This is a genomic window from Leptospira hartskeerlii, assembly GCF_002811475.1.
GTDB classification, from domain to species: Bacteria; Spirochaetota; Leptospiria; order Leptospirales; family Leptospiraceae; genus Leptospira_B; species Leptospira_B hartskeerlii.
Window position 1 is genome coordinate 194,195 of record NZ_NPDL01000002.1, and the last position, 19,441, is coordinate 213,635.

Consider the following 19,441-nt stretch of genomic DNA (forward strand, 5'->3'; position numbering starts at 1 on the left):
ATGTCTAAGGAAAACCGCCCAGTCGTTTTTCTAACAGGAGCAGCAGGGGGGATTGGCAGGGAAACTGCGACCCTGCTTTCGGAAAAAGGATATCTTCTCTTTTTGACCGATCTTCAAAAACAATTTTCCGATCTGAAAAAGTTCGCAGATACATTAGGAAAAGATCATATTGTATTTCCTTGCGATATCTCTAAGGCTGCGGATTCGGAAAAAGCGATCCAAGAATGTGTAAAAAAATTCGGAAAGATCGACATACTAGTGAATAATGCCGGGATCATGAGGCCTTCTAAATTCGAAAACCTCACTCAAGAGGAGATAGATGAGCAAATAGAGATCAATATTATCGGCACCATTCGATTGACTAAATTGGGAATGCCTTCTCTTAAAAAATCCAAAGGTAAGCTAGTGATTTTGTCTTCTTTGGCAGGGATTGTCCCTGCTCCTAATCATTCTATTTACAGTGCGACTAAATTTGCGCTTAGAGGTTTTGCTTTAAGCTTATATTTGGAATGGAAAGAAATAGGTATACGAGTTAGTTCTATTTTGCCTGGGACCATTCAGTCTCCTATGACCAAGTATATGGCATCTAGAGATAGTTCTCCTATGGCTTATATCAATCCACCTTTGCCGCCTTCAGCAGTTGCAAAAGCAATTTGGAAAGCGATCCAAACGGATAAGTCCGAGATCTACGTTCCGTATTCTCAAGGACTGCTTGCGAGAGTTGCGTTATTATTCCCTTCTTTATTGTCTTTGATCTATCCGATCATGGCCAAAAAAGGAGCTCGAAATTTCGAATCATGGAAAAGAAAAGGGGTCTTTGACTAATAGCGAAATTAGAAATTGTTTTCGCTTAACTCTTTTAATTTTTGATTCATTTTGATATGTGAATTGCGTACTGCGGTTTGGATATGCGAACTAAATACACTAGGCATAATCCCGGTTAAGATTGCAGTGTGGCTAAATTTGGTGCGACCGGGAGTGATCTTTTCGAAAGTGAAACGATGATCTCCGGCAAACATGTATTTGAAAAAGAGTGGAAAGGCACCTTTCCAAGATATGGATTTAGAATTGGTGAGTTCGTATATCAATGCCTTGGTCGGTAGATACACTCCCGTAAAATAATAATCGAAAACAATAATCGTTCCGCCTTGCACCGGTTTGCCGAGAATCCTCTTTAAGAAAGGATTCCAGGAAGGAAACTTGGAGAAGTCGGTAAAAATACTCCAAATTTTTTCAGGGGATGCCTGGATTTCTATCGAGGTGACGATTGTTTGAGGATTCATTCGTCACATATCTGATGTTCTATCTGAAAAATGTCCATCTAATAAATGTTTAAAATTCGGTAATTTATGAATTGTAAAAGTTTTATTCTCTATATCATTTTCTCCACGTTATTCGCGAGTTCTTCTTTATTCGCTGTAGATAAGATCCGCGTTAGTAAGGATATTGAACGATTACCTTTGGGTAAGTCTGTATATTATCTCGAAGATCCCGAAAGAAAATTAACCTTCGAAGACATCTCTAAGCCCGACGCGGAACCCAAGTTTATCAAGTCCGATAAGGATTCTTTGGATTTTGGTCAGTTAAATTATAATTATTGGTTTCGACTAACTTTCGAAAACGATACTCCCGAATCTGTTTCCAAACTTGTAGAGATCAATTATAGTAATATAGATATAGTACAATTTTATAAACCGAATTCTGACGGTACATATTCTAAGGAAGAAAGTGGGATGCTTTTTCCCTTCTCTGCCAGAAGTTTCAAAAATAGAAATTTCGTTTATCAGATAGAGTTGCAGCCTGGACAACAAAAAACTTACTATTTAATGACTTGGACAAGTGGAGGTTTGAATATTCCGCTTACTCTTTGGGATAAGGAAACATTCTCTCAATACAATGCCGACGTTCAACATGGTTTAGGTTTATATTATGGAGTGATGATCGTAATGATCCTCTATAATATTTTCATCTTCTTCTCGGTAAGAGATGTGAGTTATTTTTACTATGTGTGTTATATTCTTGGATTTCTTGGAATACAGTTGGTTCTAACCGGACATGGATTCCAATATTTATGGCCTGCATTTCCCTTTTTGCAAAGGAATTTTTACGTGGTCTTTACAGGGATCTGTATGGCCTCGGTTCTGCTATTCACGAAAAGGTTTTTAAATACTAAGGAGAATGTTCCGAAGTGGCTGGATAAATCTATGAAAGCGTTGATCGTCGCTCATGGATTCATCATGCTGACTCCTTTGGTTTTACCTCCTGAGATTACCGTAAAATTAGCATTAGTTTTGACCCTTCCTGTTCTGATATTCATTCCCGCCGCTACAGTGATCAGCTTCATGAAGAAATTCCGTCCTGCACGTTATTTTCTCTTGGCGTTCACGGTTCTTACAGTTTCAGGAACCGTAGTGGTTCTTCGGTTTATTAATGTTTTAGGATCTACCTTCCTGACAGAATACGGATTGTATTTGGGTTCCACTATGGAAGTCATTCTTCTTTCTATCGCTTTGGCGGATCGTATTAATATTATGAAGAAGGAGAAAGAAGAAGCTCAGGCAAAAACTTTGGAGATGCAAAAGATCCTAACAGAGTCTTATGCCAGATTCGTTCCGAAAGACTTTTTGGCTAACTTAGGAAAGGACTCCATTCTGGATGTGAGATTAGGAGATCAGATCCAGAAAGAGATGGCAGTTCTATTCAGCGATATTCGTTCCTTTACTACGTTGTCCGAACAGATGACGCCAGCCGAAAATTTTAATTTTATCAATTCTTATTTAAGCAGGATGAGTCCCATTATTCAAAGGCATAACGGGTTTATCGATAAGTTTATAGGCGATGCAATTATGGCACTGTTTCAGAGAAACGTAATAGACGCAGTATCTGCCGGCGTCGAGATGCAAAGATATCTGAAAGAATATAACGAACATAGGAATCGCCAAGGTTACATTCCTATTCAGATCGGAGTCGGCATACATTCCGGTTCTTTAATGTTAGGAACGATAGGCGCGGAAGAAAGGTTAGAAGGTACAGTAATTTCAGACACAGTCAACCTGGCTTCTAGAATAGAAAGTCTCACCAAGGTATATGGATCAAGGATTGCGGTCAGCGAAAGTACAATCGAAGAAGTTAAAAAGGACGGAAAATTCCATTTCCGCTTTTTGGACAGAGTGAAAGTAAAAGGAAAACAAAGACCTGTTTCTGTTTATGAAGTGTTTGACGGAGATGAACCCCAATACCAGGATCTGAAATTAAAAACTAAAGAATCCTACGAAAAAGGTGTAAAGGCATTTTATTCTAACTCATTCGAGGATGCAAAACAACAGTTTGAGAATGTAATATCGATCTTTCCGGATGATAAGGCTACTCAACTTTACTTAAAACGTTTGTACCCTGTAACTCACGAACGCAAATTAGAAGAAGTAGAGGAATAACCGTCATCCCAGGACGGTTCTGGTACTGACAAATCACCCGTTATTGGGAACTTGAAAGGGCTATTTTATTCTTTCCTAAAGAAGGGAGGAGTAAAATATTCCTACAAACGTGTTCCAATGTACCTATTCAGGGCCTTCGTTCTAATTTTATGTTTTTCGGCCTCGCCTTTATTTTCGGAGGAGGCCATTCCCTTATCTTCTCAAATAGAACGTAAAAGAATTAGTACTGAGGTCTATTTTTTAGAAGATTCTAATAAGGGACTCGGAATAGAGAAAGTCTCTTCCGGAGAATATTCCGGAAAATTCAAAAAATCGGATATGGATCCTCTGAACTTCGGGCAGACTAACTTCGATTATTGGATTAGGATAACTCTTAAAAACCCAGAAAAGACACAGATCCGAAAAATTTTAGAACTAGATTATACGAATATTGATCGAGTGGATTTTTTTGCGGAGAATACTTCCGGCAAACAAGAGTTAGTCAATTCCAGCGGGATGGCTTTTCCTTATCCTGTTCGAAAAGTAAATCACAGAAACTTCATCTACAGCTTAGATTTCCAACCGGAACAGACACGCACTTTTTATCTGAAGTTGAACACGAGCGGCGGTTTGGTCTTCCCGCTGATACTATGGAATCCCGAGACATTCTATCATCATAATGCAGATATTCATTTAGGTCTCGGATTGTATTACGGGATCATGTGTGTGATGATCCTTTATCATTTATTGATATTCTTATCTACTCGGGATATCAGTTATCTATTTTTTGTGACTAATATTTTCGGATTTTTCGGGATACAATTGGTACTTACCGGTCATGGATTCCAATATCTTTGGTCGGAACATCCTGATCTTCAGAGGAATTTGTACGTAGTCTTTACCGGAATATGTATGTCTTCCTTGGTTTTATTCGCCCAAAAGTTTTTGAATACGGAAGAGAATATAAATCGTTATTTGAATTATTCTCTGCATTTCACTTGGGGCATTCATGCTCTCCTGACTTTTTCTCCTTTGTTTTTACCTCCTGAGTTTACGGTTAAAGTAAGTCTCGCTTTGAGTATCCTTGCTCCTTCTTTAGTCTTAATCGCCGCTTCTATTTGCTTTTTCAAAAATTACAGGCCTGCTAGGTACTTTTTATTAGCGTTCAGCTTCTTGTGTATTTCAGGGATGTTCGTGGTTTTAAAATTCGCGAATCTTGTGGGAGTTTCCAATTGGGCGGATGATGGATTGTATATCGGCTCTTCTATGTCTGCATTAATATTCTCGTTTGCATTGGCTGATAAGATCAACATTCTCAAAAAAGAGAAAGAAGACGCGCTACGCAAGATTTTCGAGGCTCAGAAAGAAAATCTGGAAATGCAAAAAACTCTCAACGATTCTTTGGAATCCTTGGTGATCGAAAGAACCAAAACAATAGAAGAGCAAAAGCTGGATATAGAAGCTAAGGCGAAGTTGATCGAAAAAGACTTAGCGATCGCAGGTAAGATCCAATTTTCACTTCTTCCTTCCGTTCTTCCTAAATCGCATAATGTAAGAATCGCATATAGATGTATTCCTATGCTCCATGTAGGTGGAGACTTTGTAGATCTGATCTCTGATCGGACAGGCAGGGCTTTAGGGATCTTTATCTGCGACGTGACTGGTCATGGAACTGGAGCTGCTATGGTTGCCGCCATGGTAAAGATGGCTCTTGCGGATTGGTCAGACTATTTAAGCGACCCTGGATATATGCTAGCAAAAATGAGGGCCCAGCTCATGGGAAAATTGAATGGAAATTTTGTGACTGCGACCATGATTACATTCTATCCGGAATCAGGACGAATACTGATCGCAAACGCAGGACATCCGGAAGCAATATTGATCCGTAAAGCGAATCGAAAACATGAGACTTATCGCCCCTCCGGGATTGCGATCAATGAGTTCTTATCCACTCCTAATTACCAAACCTTGAAGACCGAATTGGGCAAGGGTGATAAACTTATTCTTTATACGGACGGTCTTCCGGAAGCAAGATCTAAAGGAGGCGATTTTTACGGAGATGATAGATTTTTAGATCTACTCAAAAACTTTTCCGAATTAGAGCCAGAGCTGTTTTGTAATTCAGTGATCGGAAAGATCCAACATTTCACTGAAGAAGAACAAAGTTCTCATGACGACATGGCAATGGTAGTTCTGGAATATTTAGGTTAACCATTCTTTATCTTTTTCATACGAGTGCTGTAGAAATGGCTCTACTCGATCCGATACTTAAGTCAGCTTCTTAGGTAAAATTATGATAAGCTCGAATAATCGCGTTAGAGTATATTGGGATATACTTGTATTCGTATGTATATTTTGGGCTTCTTTGGAGTCTCCTCTTCGGATCGTTATTTCTTACGACCAAAATCTTCTTCTTACAGGTATTTATTTCTTCATAGATTCAGTCTTTGCATTAGATATCATATGGAATTGTATTACTCCTGAATACAAGGATGGTAAATGGGTTATCCTGCGCTCTCAAGTGATCCGTGATTATTTGAGATCATGGTTTATTCTGGATCTGATCGCCGCTTTCCCTTTCGAATACGCTACGTTCAAAATTTTTGGAGTACAACAGTCCCAGCATCCTTATCTATATCTGTTTTTAGGGATTACACGTATCTTAAAAGTTTTTCGGATCTCGGATATACTTCATAGGATCAATTTGGCATTCCAGCCCACGCCTGGGACCTTAAGATTGGTCCTTTTCGGTTTTTGGGTGACTTTAGTCGCTCATTGGTGTGCGGTTGGCTGGTTATACATGGATGATCTTCAGGATTATCAAACAGGTAAGTCCGAATATATTAGGGCATTGTATTGGACGGTGACCACTATCGCTACTGTAGGTTATGGGGATATTACTCCTTCTACGGATGTGCAAAGAATATATACTATATTCGTAATGATGCTCGGCGCAGGTGTATACGCGACGGTTATCGGTAATATTGCAAGTATATTAGGAAATCTAGATATTACTAAAGCCGCTCAGATGAAAAAAATGGCCCAAGTGGATTCTTTTTTGAAAGCAAGAAATATCCAAGCGGATATGCGCAGAAGAGTTAGAGATTATTATATGTACATTATAGATAGAGGGTGGGGAGAAGACGAAAGCCAACTTTTAAATGATCTCCCTTTATCCTTAAGGAAAGAAGTGAAAATACAATTGCATCGGAGTTTATTGGAGAAAGTACCTTTTCTAAAAGGAGCAGATCCTGCTTTAGTTGCAAGTTTGGTATTTTCTTTAACGCCTACGATCTTTCTAAAAGGCGATACGGTTTTTAAAAGAGGGGAGAAGGGCGATTGCCTATATATTTTGAGCGAAGGTTCTGTGGATATTTTAGGCTCCGACGATAAATCGATTTTGCTGAGCTTACAGGAAGGCCAATTCTTCGGTGAGTTGGCGTTAGTAACGGACGAGCCTAGGTCCGCAACAGTTCTGGCTACGAGCACTTGTGAAATTTATACTTTAAGCAAATCGGCTTTCGATCATTCATTGGAAAAATTTTCAGAATTCAGATCCGCTATAGAAGAGTCCGTTTCCAATTTGAAAAAATAATAATACTACTTGAATCGGCATGTCAATGTAAGTGTAGATCAACTCAAACCATAAATTTCGAAATTACTTGACCGGTTTGTAAATTCTGCTAAAAAGCTCAGGCTGAAATAGGAGATTTTATGTTACCGGTAATACCGTTAAATTATTTAGCAATTTTGGTAGGAGTTCTCGCAAACGTAGTGATCGGATTTCTTTGGTTTGGTCCAATCTTCGGTAAGGTTTGGGCAAAAGAGATGGGTTACGAAAATATGGAACCCGATAACAAGGCGATGATAAAATCTATGGTCATCATGATTATTGGTTCTTTTTTAACAGCGTATGTTTTAGCTCATAGTTTATTTGTCTGGAAACCTTCTTCCTGGAATCTTCCCGGCGATGGACCAGCTTGGATGTATGGAGCTTACGCTGCATTTTATACTTGGCTTGGTTTTTATATACCGATGCTTTTAGGCTCTGTGGCTTGGGAATCAAAATCATGGAAATTGTTTTTTATCAATGCAGGATATAATTTGGTTTCTTTAGCAGCTATTGGTCTTATCCTCGCGGTTTGGCCTGCTTAATAAAACAATTCACATTTCTAATATTAAAAAAGGGATTCCAAATCGGAATCCCTTTTTATACCCTAAGCTAAAATCAGATTTTTTTTTCCGAAGGATACTCGAAAGGTCTCTTGAAAAGTAAACATAACGTATTAATTTTTATTCCATCCTTGATCGGAACTTTAGTTCTATTCGGCTGGTTATTGGATATTGAGATCTTAAAACGACCCAGGGCTTCAATGGTCGCCATGAATCCGATGTCCGCACTATCTTTCGTATTCGTCGGATTTGCGCTATATCTCAACTTAAATCGGCCTGACTCGAATACTTCTCGCTATATTATTCGTTTGATCGCGTTATTCGTCCTTTTAGTGGGTCTTTCTAAATTGTATTCCATCATTAGCGGATTCGATCTTGGAATGGATAAGATCCTTTTTACGGAAAAGATCGCAAAAGATATTATAAAAGGTGTTCCAAACAGAATGGCTCCGAACACCGCTTTTGACTTTGTAGTAATTGGATCTGCAGTTTTCTTGAGTTCCTTTCGAAAGGAAGTTCTAAGTTCGATCTCTAATTATCTGTGCATTTTAGTACTTTTGATAGGACTCTTTTCCGTTATAGGTTATGTATATCAGGTCCAGGAATTTTATGGAATTCTTTCCTATATTCCTATGGCGATTCACACTGCTATTAGTTTTATTTTCTGCTCTTTCGCTCTTCTCTTGATCAACGGGCAAGCCGGATTTATGAAAGTGTTTACGAGCAAAAGTTCAGGAGGGATTTTAGCTCGAGTTTTAATCCCATTTTTGATCATTGTTCCTGTCTTGTTCGGATATGTCCGTATCTATCTGAATAAATTTAATCCGGTCAGTTTGGAATTGGGAGTAGGGTTCTTGATGACAGGGATCATTCTTACTTTTTTCGTTCTGGTTTGGTTTGTGGCCACTCAATTAGAAAGATCTGATATAGCAAGAACTGATGCAGAGAGAAAACTTTCTGAGCTGAACCATGAATTGGAGAAGTTGGTCAGTGCCAGAACTATGGACCTATTCAAAAGTGAGAATAGATTTCGGACAATTATAGAACAATTCCCTTATCCTGTTCTGACTTACGATCCGGAGGGAATTTGCACAGGGGCTAATTTTGCCTGGGAAGAAATGTGGAACGCCAGAAGAGATGTATTAGTTGATTATAATATATTAAAAGATCCGCAGATAAAGGAGGCCGGATTTTTTCCTTTTGTGGAGAAGGCGTTCAATGGGGAGCCCGCAATCTCCGAACCTTTTCCTTATGATCCTAAATTAATCGGAAGTTTAGGAAGAGAACGTTGGCTGCAAATGGTACTTTATCCCGTTAAAAATACTGCCGGAAGTATCTTAGAAGTGATCGTGGTGCACCAAGATGTTACTGCAAGTAAGGAAGCGGAGAATGAGATACGTTTATTGAACAATGAATTAGAAGAAAGAGTACGGGTCCGCACAGAACAACTGGTTTTGGCAAATAAAGAACTGGAATCATTCTCTTATTCCATCTCTCACGATTTAAGGGCCCCTATCCGGGGGATCAGCGGTTTCACTCAGATCTTGATGGAAGATTACGGTGTAAATTTTGATGCTGAGGGGAAAAGGATTATAGGAAAAATTATAGAGAATGCCAAGCAGATGGGACAGTTGGTGGATGATCTTTTGGAATTTTCAAGGTTGGGCAGAACCGAACTTGCCGAGAGAGAAATTTCAATGAAGGAATTGGCCGCCACAGTATATAAAGAATTAATAAACTTAGAACCTGGAAGAGAGATCCATTTTGAAATTCAAGACATTCCTAACGTAAGAGCGGATCAACCTGCAGTGCGTCAACTCTGGGTGAATTTGATCTCAAATGCTATCAAATATACGAAAAAGGCAGAATCACCTATCATTCAAATCGGTTCTACTGAATCCGAGGAAGGAACCGTTTTTTACGTAAAAGACAACGGTGCTGGTTTCAATATGCAATACTATCATAAACTATTTGGGGTCTTCCAGAGATTACATTCTAATTCGGATTTTGAAGGAACTGGAGTTGGCCTTGCTATAGTCAAAAGGATCGCTTCCCGTCATGGTGGAAAGGTATGGGCAGAATCAAAAGAAGGAGAAGGTGCTATCTTTTATTTCACTCTGCCCGGACAGAATGATAAATCAAAGTCTCAGTCTCAAAAATAAAAAGGTAGAAAGAAGGCGCTTTTGGTTCATCCATTGAAAACACAAATTTTAGATTTATAGTTCCTTCTTCTTCCAGGTAACTGCATCTATCTTTTTTTGGGATTTGGAGTCTGAGATGAGGATATCCAACCGTTTGAGTCTAGTTTCCTCCTTTTTGGGACTGATGACCCACCAAATGGAAGTTCGCTGGTAATAAGGTGCTTGGCCGTTAAAAAACTCCCAGGCTTTTGTGTGTTTCTGAAATTGTTTTTTATAAACGAAAGGCAGCTCTATCTTATTCTGTTCGAATGAATATTGTGCGGTCTTCTTTTTATCCGAATGGAAGGCTTGCAAACCAGACTCCTGGACTAAGCCTTCCTGGATCAACTCTTGGATGCGTTTTATGTTAACTTTACTCCAAATACTTCCGGTCTTTCGAGGAGTAAAACGAGCGGAATAACTCTCTTCATCTATACTCTTTCTGATCCCATCTATCCAGCCGAAACATAATGCCTGATCTATCGCATCTCCGTAAGAAATTCCCTTTTTATGCGATTTTGTTTTATAAAATCCAAGAAGAAGTTCTGATTCTTTTTTATAATTTTTGGAAAGCCAGGAGCGGAATTCCTTTCCGGTCTTAAAGAACTTTGGTATCATTAGAAATTTCTACTTGGCAGAAGTTTAAAGTGTATATAACTTTATGAAAGTTATTTTCGGTAGGTAGCATGAACATAAGAGGTTCCAGACTCACTTTTTTTAGTCTTTTGACTACGGTCGTATTATTGCAGAATTGTCTGACCTCTTCCGCGAATATCCAGGACTATAAGGAACATTTTATAGGTAATGATCTTAAAGATCTTTCTACGGAGATCCCGAAGGGAAAGGTAAGAGCGGTATTTTTAGGGACTAGCTCTATTCTATTGGATGATGGAGAAACGCAGATCCTAACGGATGGCTTTTTTTCCAGGCCTTCTCTTTTTAAAACTATGTTCTCTAAAATTTCTTCGGATGAGCAGGAAATAAAATACGTTATGCTTCTCGCAGGTATTAAACGTTTAAAGGGGATCTTAGTATGTCATTCCCATTATGATCATTCTATGGATTCTCCTTTTATTGCTAAGGAGACCGGAGCAATATTATACGGTTCTCTCTCCACAATGCAGATCGGAAAAGGGGGAGGGGTTCCGGAAGAGCAATTGGCCTTATTCCAACCAGGTAAAAAGATCCAGATAGGTAAATTTAAGATCACAGTTTTAAATTCAAAACATACTCCTCCTTTTAAAATTTTAGGAAAAACGAATGCTGCCGATCCGAATCGACCGGATTTAACGGAAGCTTTGTCTCAACCAGCTAAGGCGGAGGATTATATAGAAGGTGGGACCTATGATTTCTTAGTGGAGCATGGGAAACATTCCATCCTAATCAAAGGAAGTACGAATTACATAGAGAACGCTTGGGAAGGCTTAAAGGCGGATGTTCTCTTCTTAGGGATTGCAATGCTCGGTAAGCAAGAAGAAGAATTTAAGGCCAAGTATTACGAAGAAACCGTAACCAAAACTTCTCCCAAAATGGTGATCCCTGTACATTGGGATAATTTTTTCAAACCTTTAAGCGAGCCCTTGGAACCGAACTTGAGTTTGGGAGATGATGTAAAAACTGGAATGGAATATATGATACAAAAAACTTCCCAAGATCGGATACAGTTTAAGATCTTAAGAGGTTTTGAGAGCATTCTATTATTTTAATATACTGATTCGTAGGGATTGAGATGCCTTAGGAGGGGACATGGAAGAAGGGGACACGATGGAAAAAGTTTTAGAATATTTGGAACCTTTTGGTCCGGATCTAAAAAACGGATTAAGCAATCATGCTCCGATGGCCTGCGAGGCATTACTTACAATGGGTAAAAGAGAAAGTATTTTTCCTTGGTTGGAAAAATATGGAAACCAATTCTTAGAAAAAAAGAAACCTAGAAACAAAATTCATAGTAGTGATTGGAAAGATTTCCTGGGAATGCCTGATACTTATCCTGAATGGGAAAACTATTTCAATGCAGAGTTAGCGGAAGGTTCCTGGCAAAAAACTGTTTCTGAATGGACTATCAAACTTGCTCCTGGGATCTGCGCGGATGCTACTCATGGAGTGATCCGTACAGGACATGCGATCAGAAGTTTAACTAGGAAAGAGTCAAAACGAAGGAAGAGAGAACTTGCTTCCGGTTTAGCTGTCTGGGCCTCTGCTTATTTGGAACTGCCCACTTCTTTCGATTCTTTGCTAGGTTTACAACCGGAAGACGCGATCCAAAAGATCGATTTTGTTCCGGAAGAATCTAAAAACTTCTCAGGTACAATCGTTTCTTCTCTGCAAGAATTAGGAAATTATGAAAATTTTTCTCCTGTAATCGGATATCTAAACGTTTCTAATCAACCTGAGGAAATTATCTCCGGTTTGTCGGAAGGATTTTCCAGAGTGGTATTGAATAATGTGGAAGATAATCTATCCGCAATCGTTTTTATTCATTCCGTGACAAGCGTTTCCGCTCTTAGAAGTATATTGCCTTTTTTGAATGAGCATGAAAGAAAGTCCGTATTAAGATATTCCTGGCAGTCCGGAGCTGCACTGTTTTCCGCATTCGGTAAAAAGATAAATCTTGAGCTTCCCGAAAGATTGGAAAATGAATCCAGGGAGGAATTGATAGACAGGGCAATAGAACATGGGGACGAACATGCGATCAAATTTACGGAAGTATGTTTGAAAGAATATGAATTCAATCCCTCTCCTGCGTATTACGCGGCAGCTCGTTTAGCTCGAAAATTTCTGGAACCATTGTCTTAATAGCGCATCGTTCTAAAAGTCAGGTTTATTCTGGGCTGTTTAACCGACTTTGTTTTAGGAAGACTATGTAGCCAAGATTCTTGTGCTCCTTTCATCAATAATAAACTTCCATGTTCTAATATTAAAGAAATCTGTTCTTTTGTGGATTTATGTTTGAAATAGAATTTTCTCTCTGCTCCAAAGGATAAAGAAGCGATTGTGGAATTTTTTCCCAATGCTTTTTCATCGTCGCTATGCCAGGCCATACCTTCTTCTCCATCATTGTATAAATTGAGCAGGCAGGAATTAAATTTAGTTTCGGTAATTTTTTCCGCTAAACTTTTGAGATCAGAAAGTTCTTTTGTCCAAGGTAGAGCCTTCTTTGTCGTGTTTGAATATGTATATTCGTAATCGGAATCTCCAAACCAGGCTACCATTCTTTTTGTGATGATATGTTTTCCGAAAATAATGGCCTCATCATTTTTCCAAGGGATATCTTTTAGAAGTATTTTCAAATAATCATCTGAAGAGTCTTTGGAAAGAATTGGACCAAAATATTGCACGATCCCTTCGTATGGCAAAAGATTTCGATCTGTTTCTTCTCGGAACAAACTCATAGATCGTTCCTATTGATCAGATCCGTCTTCGCAGCTTCCCAACCGATCATCGCAACTTTGCGGGAATCTCCCCAATGATATTCTCCGAATTCTCCGGAAGAGCGGATCACTCTATGACAAGGGATTAGAAATGCCACTGGATTATTTCCAATCGCAGTCCCTATAGCTCTTGTCGCCTTAGGATTTCCCATTTGCTCTCCGATCTGTCCGTAAGTGGAAAGTTTTCCCATAGGTATCTTCAAAAGAGTTTCCCATACCTTGAGTTGGAATTCCGTTCCTTTTAGATGTAATTTGATATTACCTAATTGGCTCCAATCATGAGTGAATATGAATAAAGCATGTTGCTGGATCATATCAACCGTCTGATTATAGTTTGCGTTCGGAAAGATGGACTTTAGCTCTTGAAATACCTTCTTCTCATTTTCAAAAAATGAAATATAACAAATTCCTTTCGGAGTAGAAGCCACGAGTAATTTTCCAAAGGGACATTCCGCATAACTATAGTTAATTGAAAGATCCTTTCCTCCGTTTTTGTATTCTCCGGGGGTCATTCCTTCTATATTGATAAATAGATCATGCAATCTACCTGTGCCGGAAAGTCCTGAATCTAAGGCGGTGTCCAATAAGGAAGAACCATTCTCCTTTAATAAACCTTTTGCGTATTCCAAAGTAGTGTATTGTAAAAATTTCTTTGGACTTACTCCTGCCCAGTCGGTGAACATTCTTTGGAAATGATGAGGGCTAAGTTTTAATTTGCCCGCCACATCTTCCAAGCTTGGTTGTGTTTTGAAATTTTTACGAAGATAAAAGATCGCATCTGCAATCCTATCGAAGTCTGTATTTTGTTGTCCTTTCATGATTTTGGAGTATAGATAGGAAAGAGATAACTCGAAACCCGATACTTGCTATTTGTATCAGAAATTCCAGCTATTAAAAAGACCTTCTTCTTTCTGAATTTTAGTGAAAACAAGGCTTGACGATTTTTTGTTTTTAGGCCACTTTTAGAAGAATGTCACATATTGTGACATTTGAAAAAGAGGGGATGTGGGAACAAGGGAGCAAACCAGAGAACTTGTCTTAGAAGCAGCAGAATCCCTGTTTCTGGCCAAAGGACTCCTAGATGTTTCTATGGAAGACATCGCCGCCAAGGCCTCATGCACTAGACGAAATCTGTATCGTTATTTTGATACGAAAGAGGCACTCAGTATCGAAGTTCTCAGAAAACTTCTCTCTCCTTGGAATCAATTTCAGCTCCAAACATTTGAACAGCTTCGAAGTTTAAATGTTTCGGGAAGGGAAGAACTTGTTTCCTTTCTCAAAACTCTCGCGAAATATTTAGAAACTCATAAACCGCTGCTACGCTTTACTGCGGAGTTCGACTTTGTATTTAGAGAGCGTAGTTCTTTTCAATTAGATACTTCTTCTGAAGAGTCTTTATTTGCAGAGTTCTTATTCACTGAAAAACTTATCACACAAATTATAGAAAGGGGAGAAGGAGACGGAAGTCTTAGAGTCCCTTCATCCTTAGCAATACTAGTTCCTACAATTACAACAGTCTTATGGAGTTTAGGGCAAAGAGTTGCTCTAAGAGAAACTTTAATCCCAAGAGAATTCGGTGTGAACGGTATGGAACTTGTACAAACACAAATTGATCTATTAGTGCTCGCTTTAGAAACGAAAAAAGGTCCTGGAGAAAAGAAGGAGAATGAATATGTCTAAAAGTTTCGAACTTCCTAAAGATTTTTTATTGGGTTCTGCAACTGCAGCAACTCAGATAGAAGGTGGAGACATCTACAATAATTGGTATGCTTGGTCTCTCATCGGAAAAGTCGGAAATGGAGAATCTTCCATCACTGGAGCGGATCATTATCGTAGATATGCGGAGGATATAGAACTTCTTTCTCAACTTCACCAAGAATGTTATCGTATGAGTATTGAGTGGAGTAGGATAGAACCGAAACAAGGAGAATGGTCCAAGGAAGGAGTGGAACATTACCGTGATGAATTCCAAAGACTCATTAAAGCCGGGATCAAACCTCTTGTAACTCTTCATCATTTTTCTTGCCCTCAATGGTTTCAGGAAAAAGGAGGCTGGCTGTCTGAAAATGCAGTAGAAGACTTTATTCGATTCGTGGACTTCTCGGTTAAAAGTTTTGGAGATTTGGTTTCAGAATGGTGCACGATCAATGAGCCGAATGTATTTGCAAATGATAGTTATATGGATGGGAAATATCCTCCGGGAAGCCACGGTGATATAGCTGCATATATGAAAGTCACTAAACGTCTAGTGATCGCTCATTTAAAATCTTATAAACTCATTCACAAGATCCGAAAAGAACACGGTTTTGCGGGAGAAACAAAAGTAGGTTTCGCTCATCATCTTGCTATATTCGAACCTTTCGATTCTCATCCACTTGCTAAGCTTGGCCGTTTTTTGAGCGATTATCTATTTCATGAAATTCATATGAAAGGTTTTGTAGAAGGTAAACTATGTTTTCCTCTCGGTTTCGGTTATCCTGAAGGAAAAGGGATCTTCTGTGATTTTATAGGGATCAATTATTATTCAAGACATCTATTCAAGGCCAGTTATAATCCTGGAAATTTATTCGCCACTCCTATGGTAGATCCTAGTATTTCAGATTCAGAGAAGAATGATCTGGGCTGGGAAATTTATCCGGAAGGACTCTATAAGGTTTGTCATCGAGCTTGGGACAAATACAAACTTCCGATCTACATCACGGAGAATGGAATTCCAGACGCGAAAGATGAGAAGAGAGAAAAATATATCGTAGATCATCTCTATCAGATCAAACTACTTTTGGACGAAGGTGTTAAAGTAGAACGTTACTACCATTGGTCCTTCTTGGATAATTTAGAATGGAACGACGGCTATGGTCCTAGATTCGGTTTGGTAGAAGTGGATTATACTACTATGAAAAGAAAACCTAGACTGAGTGCACTTCGTTATGCGGAGATTTGCAGGACCAAGAGGATCGAAAATAGGTCCACTTGAATGGATCATTATTGAATATGAGGCTATAAAATTCGGGGGCCTCCCGCATTATACCAATTCGATCCCGGAATCGGCTGCGATCGATTGCAAATAGCTCTTCATCATATTCAGAAATAGAATGGAAGATTTACGGTCTCCAGATCCTTTCAGGAAACCGTAGACACCTTCATGAAACATTACTATGAAGGAAGCTGCTTCCAGAGTATTAATATTTTGGAGGATCAGTCCTTTCTCTTTAGCTCGGACCAATTCTTTCTCTAATTCTTTGATCCAAAGTTGAAGAGCGGATTTTAGGCGAGTATGGAAACCTTTGTCCACAGGCGACATCTCCTGCATGAAATTATTCAAGGGACATCCATAACGGATTAAGTCAGGCTTGGTATCACAAATATGTTTTTGCATTAGATCCAGGATACCTTGCATAGGATTTTCGTAATCCTGGAGGGGACGGATCCATCGATCCAGGATGAGGGGGCGAATAACCTCCTCTACTACTGCGTATCCCAAAACAAACTTTGTAGGAAATTGGTGGTAAAAGGCTCCTTTGCTCAGATCGGTTTCCTTTACGATATCGTCCATGCTCGTGGCCTGGAAGCCGGATTGAAAGAACTTCTGAAAGGCGGTGTATAGGATCCGCTCTCTAGTCTTTTGCAGATCTCTGGTTTTAGCCGATTTTTTTGCTACCTTCTTCATTTACTTTAGAACCGGATCTCTCCTACTAACTAAGTTATTTTCCCGAATTCCGCAACAAAAAAGGATAAAGATAAATATTTTTCTTGTAACATACTAATTGGTATGTTAGTTAAATGGTCCTGCTCGCAAGATATTATGCGGCAGAAAAATCTATTGGATAATAGTATGTTACCGATCAATTTAATCTCAGTTTTGTTAGCTACCCTTGCCGCTATGGTTTTGGGGTTTCTTTTGCATGGGCCCATTCTTGGCAAAGTTTGGATGAGACTCGCGAATATCGTGCCCACAGGAAATGAAAAGTTCTCGGATATGCTTCCGAATTTATTTTGGAATCTAGTCGCAAACTTTGTGACCGCTTACGTGATTGCCGTCATTTATCTGTTCGCAATGCCTTCCCCTTATTTAGTAGGCGAGGGTATTTGGAGAGGAGTAATTTGTGCACTTTGGCTCTGGCTTGGTTTCGTAGTGACTTCTAGTTCTATGGAAGTGATCTGGATGGGAAGAAAACTCGGTCTGTGGTTATTCGAATGTGGATGTTCTTTTCTCGTAATGTCCGTCATGGGTGCGATCATCGCAGGATATTAAAAATAACTGAGTAGTCGGCCCGACTTTTTTGCGCATGAGCTTTGAGAATTGACTTACGCGTTCATCGACGAACGAATGGACTTTCGATCGGCCGACTATGAATCTCCCATTCTTAAATCCAGGTATATTCGCACATATTGATGCTGGCAAGACCACACTATTAGAAAGGATCTTATTCGAGACCGGCAAAATTTCCGCGCCGGGAAGAATAGAAGAAGGTACCACCGAATCCGACTATCTTCCGGAAGAGATAGAAAGAGGGATCTCTATCCAGTCAACCGTGGCCAGGATACCTTATCCAGACCGGGAAAAGCCTCGGGTCATTCTACAGTTCGTGGATAATCCTGGGCATTTGGATTTTCAGGCACAGGCAAATGCCTCTCTGCTCGTTTCCGATTTTGGCTTAGTTCTTATAGATTCTTTCGAAGGATTAAAGTCACAGACCTTCCAAAATGTGGAAGCACTTAAAAAGTCAGGGAAGCCAATATTATTTTTTCTTAATAAACTGGATCGCCCGGGTGCGGATATACTTTCTCCTTTGGTGGATTTGGAAGTCGCCTTGGAAAAAGAGCCGATTCTTTTGTTTAAAGAAGATGGATCCATTCCGGTATTAAAGGGAGAAGGAGTGGAGCCGGAGTTCCTACCATTGATAGAATGGGATCCTGGACTTTCTGAAGAATATCTTAAAGATCATAACGTTCTTCCTAAGCTTGCTCTTAAGGGTTTGGTAAAGGGATTCTGGGAAGGTAAAATTTTCCCCGTACTCGGAGGTTCCGCGCTGCATGGACTTGGGGTAAAGGAATTACTTTCTATCTTGGAGATACTTGCCCAAGGGAAGCCTGCTCACCCTTCTTCTAAAGAACAAATAGGGATCGTTTTCAAAAGAGAGATCCATCCTGAACTTGGAAAGCTTCTGCATTTCCAAGCCTCGGCACCCGTCAAAGTCGGAGACTTCTTCCTTCATGGAGAAACAAAACACAAGATAGAGAACTTATACCAAATTTCCGCAAGAGACTATGAAGAAGTTTCCAAAGGAGAAGCTGGAGAGCTCCTCGCAACGACTTCTCTTCTGGATTGGGTCCCCGGAGAAATTCTTTCGAGACATAACACTGAAAACAAAACTCTACTCGCTCCGATTCGAAAACAATTTCAGATATTGATAGAACCGCAAAAGGAAGAAGATCGACAGGAGCTTTGGGATCGTTTGCAAGATTTGGCGTGGTTGGACGAAGCGGTGAGTGTGGATATTCTCTCGGAGACCGGCCAATTTCGTTTATCAGGCACCGGTGAGTTGCATTTAGAGATCTCTCTTTCTCGTTTGAAAGAATCTTTTTCGAAAAGTTTTCAAACAAGTGGAATCAAAGTTGCAAGATTTGCTCTATGGAAAAATTTGGTTCAAAAGGTCGCATTTCAGCATACCGCGTTCGATCAAAAGATCTCGAGCGGTCAGGTGCTCGCGTCCTTGGAAAGTTCTCACAACTTTTCTAAGGGAGTGCGGTTTAATGTTCAGCTAGCTGATCCAATCAAAGAGGCGATTTCATCCGCGTTTACGGAAGTCACTGCCCGGGGAATAGACGGAGAAGAAGTTCTCGGTCTACAAATGATCGTCGAGAGTTACGAGCCTCCAAGTGAGACGAAGTCTTTCGATCTTTCTTCCCTGATCAAAGTAGCTGTCATCAAAGGTTTAAAGGACATAATTCCGGATCATTCGGATTTCATTGGTCCCCTTTCTGAGTTAGAGATTCTTACACCGAATCAATATCTCGGAGATATATTGGCCAGTTTGGCTAAGAGGGACGCGAAGATTCGCAAGGTCACTGAGTTGACCGAAGGGCGTCATTTGATCCAGGCAAGCGCTTCTACGCAAAACTTGCTTGGCTTTAGCGGTGTCCTTAGAAATATGGCACAGGGAAGGGGCGTCCTATCTTTGGACACCCTTTTCGACTTTGATAACCATTCTGTATTGTTTTAACAAACAAGTCTGAATTCAGA

17 protein-coding genes are annotated in these 19,441 nt (G+C 39.7%); 12 read left to right on the forward strand and 5 right to left on the reverse strand.

The features are described from left to right. Window positions 1–825 carry an SDR family NAD(P)-dependent oxidoreductase gene (locus tag CH352_RS03830; RefSeq protein ID WP_100705578.1) on the forward strand — a complete coding sequence of 275 codons (825 nt, stop codon included), beginning with the start codon at window positions 1–3 and terminating at the stop codon, window positions 823–825. A gap of 8 nt (window positions 826–833) precedes the next feature. Here the strand turns inward: CH352_RS03830 and CH352_RS03835 are convergent, their stop codons facing one another. Continuing rightward, a complete protein-coding gene (locus CH352_RS03835) occupies window positions 834–1,283 on the reverse strand; it encodes an SRPBCC domain-containing protein (RefSeq protein ID WP_100705577.1) in 450 nt (149 codons plus the stop codon). Between the two features lie 66 nt (window positions 1,284–1,349). Here CH352_RS03835 and CH352_RS03840 point away from each other — a divergent pair, with 66 nt between their 5' ends. The 5 genes from CH352_RS03840 to CH352_RS03860 all read left to right on the forward strand — a co-directional run bounded on the left by CH352_RS03840 (window position 1,350) and on the right by CH352_RS03860 (window position 9,748). Beyond that, the gene (locus tag CH352_RS03840) at window positions 1,350–3,434 is read left to right on the forward strand and encodes a 7TM diverse intracellular signaling domain-containing protein (protein ID WP_100705576.1); all 2,085 of its coding nucleotides are present in this window, start codon (window positions 1,350–1,352) and stop codon (window positions 3,432–3,434) included. A 51-nt stretch (window positions 3,435–3,485) separates the two neighbouring features. Continuing rightward, on the forward strand, window positions 3,486–5,624 hold the full coding sequence (locus tag CH352_RS03845; protein WP_100705575.1) for a 7TM diverse intracellular signaling domain-containing protein: 2,139 nt from the start codon (window positions 3,486–3,488) through the stop codon (window positions 5,622–5,624). 82 nt (window positions 5,625–5,706) lie between these two features. Further along, entirely contained in the window at window positions 5,707–7,008 is a 1,302-nt protein-coding gene (locus CH352_RS03850) for a cyclic nucleotide-binding domain-containing protein (protein WP_100705574.1), read from the forward strand. Window positions 7,009–7,127: 119 nt separating this feature from the next. After that, the gene (locus CH352_RS03855; RefSeq protein ID WP_100705573.1) at window positions 7,128–7,568 is read left to right on the forward strand and encodes a DUF1761 domain-containing protein; all 441 of its coding nucleotides are present in this window, start codon (window positions 7,128–7,130) and stop codon (window positions 7,566–7,568) included. 110 nt (window positions 7,569–7,678) lie between these two features. After that, window positions 7,679–9,748 (forward strand): sensor histidine kinase, encoded by a 2,070-nt coding sequence (locus CH352_RS03860; RefSeq protein WP_100705572.1) that lies wholly within the window; start codon window positions 7,679–7,681, stop codon window positions 9,746–9,748. A 54-nt stretch (window positions 9,749–9,802) separates the two neighbouring features. On the opposite strand, the gene CH352_RS03865 is transcribed toward CH352_RS03860, so the two are convergent. Continuing rightward, a complete protein-coding gene (locus CH352_RS03865; RefSeq protein WP_100705571.1) occupies window positions 9,803–10,384 on the reverse strand; it encodes a YdeI/OmpD-associated family protein in 582 nt (193 codons plus the stop codon). 68 nt (window positions 10,385–10,452) lie between these two features. On the opposite strand from CH352_RS03865, the gene CH352_RS03870 reads away from it, so the two are divergent. Together CH352_RS03870 and CH352_RS03875 are read left to right on the forward strand one after the other, a co-directional pair. After that, window positions 10,453–11,472 (forward strand): MBL fold metallo-hydrolase, encoded by a 1,020-nt coding sequence (locus CH352_RS03870; protein WP_100705570.1) that lies wholly within the window; start codon window positions 10,453–10,455, stop codon window positions 11,470–11,472. Window positions 11,473–11,512: 40 nt separating this feature from the next. Continuing rightward, a complete protein-coding gene (locus CH352_RS03875; protein WP_100705569.1) occupies window positions 11,513–12,562 on the forward strand; it encodes a questin oxidase family protein in 1,050 nt (349 codons plus the stop codon). Here the strand turns inward: CH352_RS03875 and CH352_RS03880 are convergent. Both CH352_RS03880 and CH352_RS03885 read right to left on the reverse strand, forming a co-directional pair. Then, the gene (locus CH352_RS03880) at window positions 12,559–13,158 is read right to left on the reverse strand and encodes an alpha-ketoglutarate-dependent dioxygenase AlkB family protein (protein WP_100705568.1); all 600 of its coding nucleotides are present in this window, start codon (window positions 13,156–13,158) and stop codon (window positions 12,559–12,561) included. The genes CH352_RS03875 and CH352_RS03880 overlap by 4 nt on opposite strands. Further along, entirely contained in the window at window positions 13,155–14,015 is an 861-nt protein-coding gene (locus tag CH352_RS03885) for a bifunctional helix-turn-helix domain-containing protein/methylated-DNA--[protein]-cysteine S-methyltransferase (RefSeq protein ID WP_100705567.1), read from the reverse strand. The genes CH352_RS03880 and CH352_RS03885 overlap by 4 nt, the downstream gene beginning before the upstream one ends. Before the next feature lie 187 nt (window positions 14,016–14,202). Here CH352_RS03885 and CH352_RS03890 point away from each other — a divergent pair, with 187 nt between their 5' ends. Next, complete coding sequence (locus CH352_RS03890) at window positions 14,203–14,877, forward strand: TetR/AcrR family transcriptional regulator (RefSeq protein ID WP_100705566.1); 675 nt, start codon at window positions 14,203–14,205, stop codon at window positions 14,875–14,877. Then, entirely contained in the window at window positions 14,870–16,171 is a 1,302-nt protein-coding gene (locus CH352_RS03895) for a glycoside hydrolase family 1 protein (RefSeq protein ID WP_100705565.1), read from the forward strand. Before CH352_RS03890 ends, CH352_RS03895 begins: the two co-directional genes overlap by 8 nt. A gap of 48 nt (window positions 16,172–16,219) precedes the next feature. Here the strand turns inward: CH352_RS03895 and CH352_RS03900 are convergent, their stop codons facing one another. After that, entirely contained in the window at window positions 16,220–16,864 is a 645-nt protein-coding gene (locus CH352_RS03900) for a TetR/AcrR family transcriptional regulator (protein ID WP_100705564.1), read from the reverse strand. Between the two features lie 165 nt (window positions 16,865–17,029). On the opposite strand from CH352_RS03900, the gene CH352_RS03905 reads away from it, so the two are divergent. Further along, the gene (locus CH352_RS03905; protein ID WP_100705563.1) at window positions 17,030–17,449 is read left to right on the forward strand and encodes a DUF1761 domain-containing protein; all 420 of its coding nucleotides are present in this window, start codon (window positions 17,030–17,032) and stop codon (window positions 17,447–17,449) included. A 97-nt stretch (window positions 17,450–17,546) separates the two neighbouring features. Next, window positions 17,547–19,421, forward strand: coding sequence for an elongation factor G-like protein (locus CH352_RS03910; RefSeq protein ID WP_100705562.1), 1,875 nt, complete (start codon window positions 17,547–17,549; stop codon window positions 19,419–19,421). The last annotated feature ends 20 nt before the right edge of the window (window positions 19,422–19,441 follow it).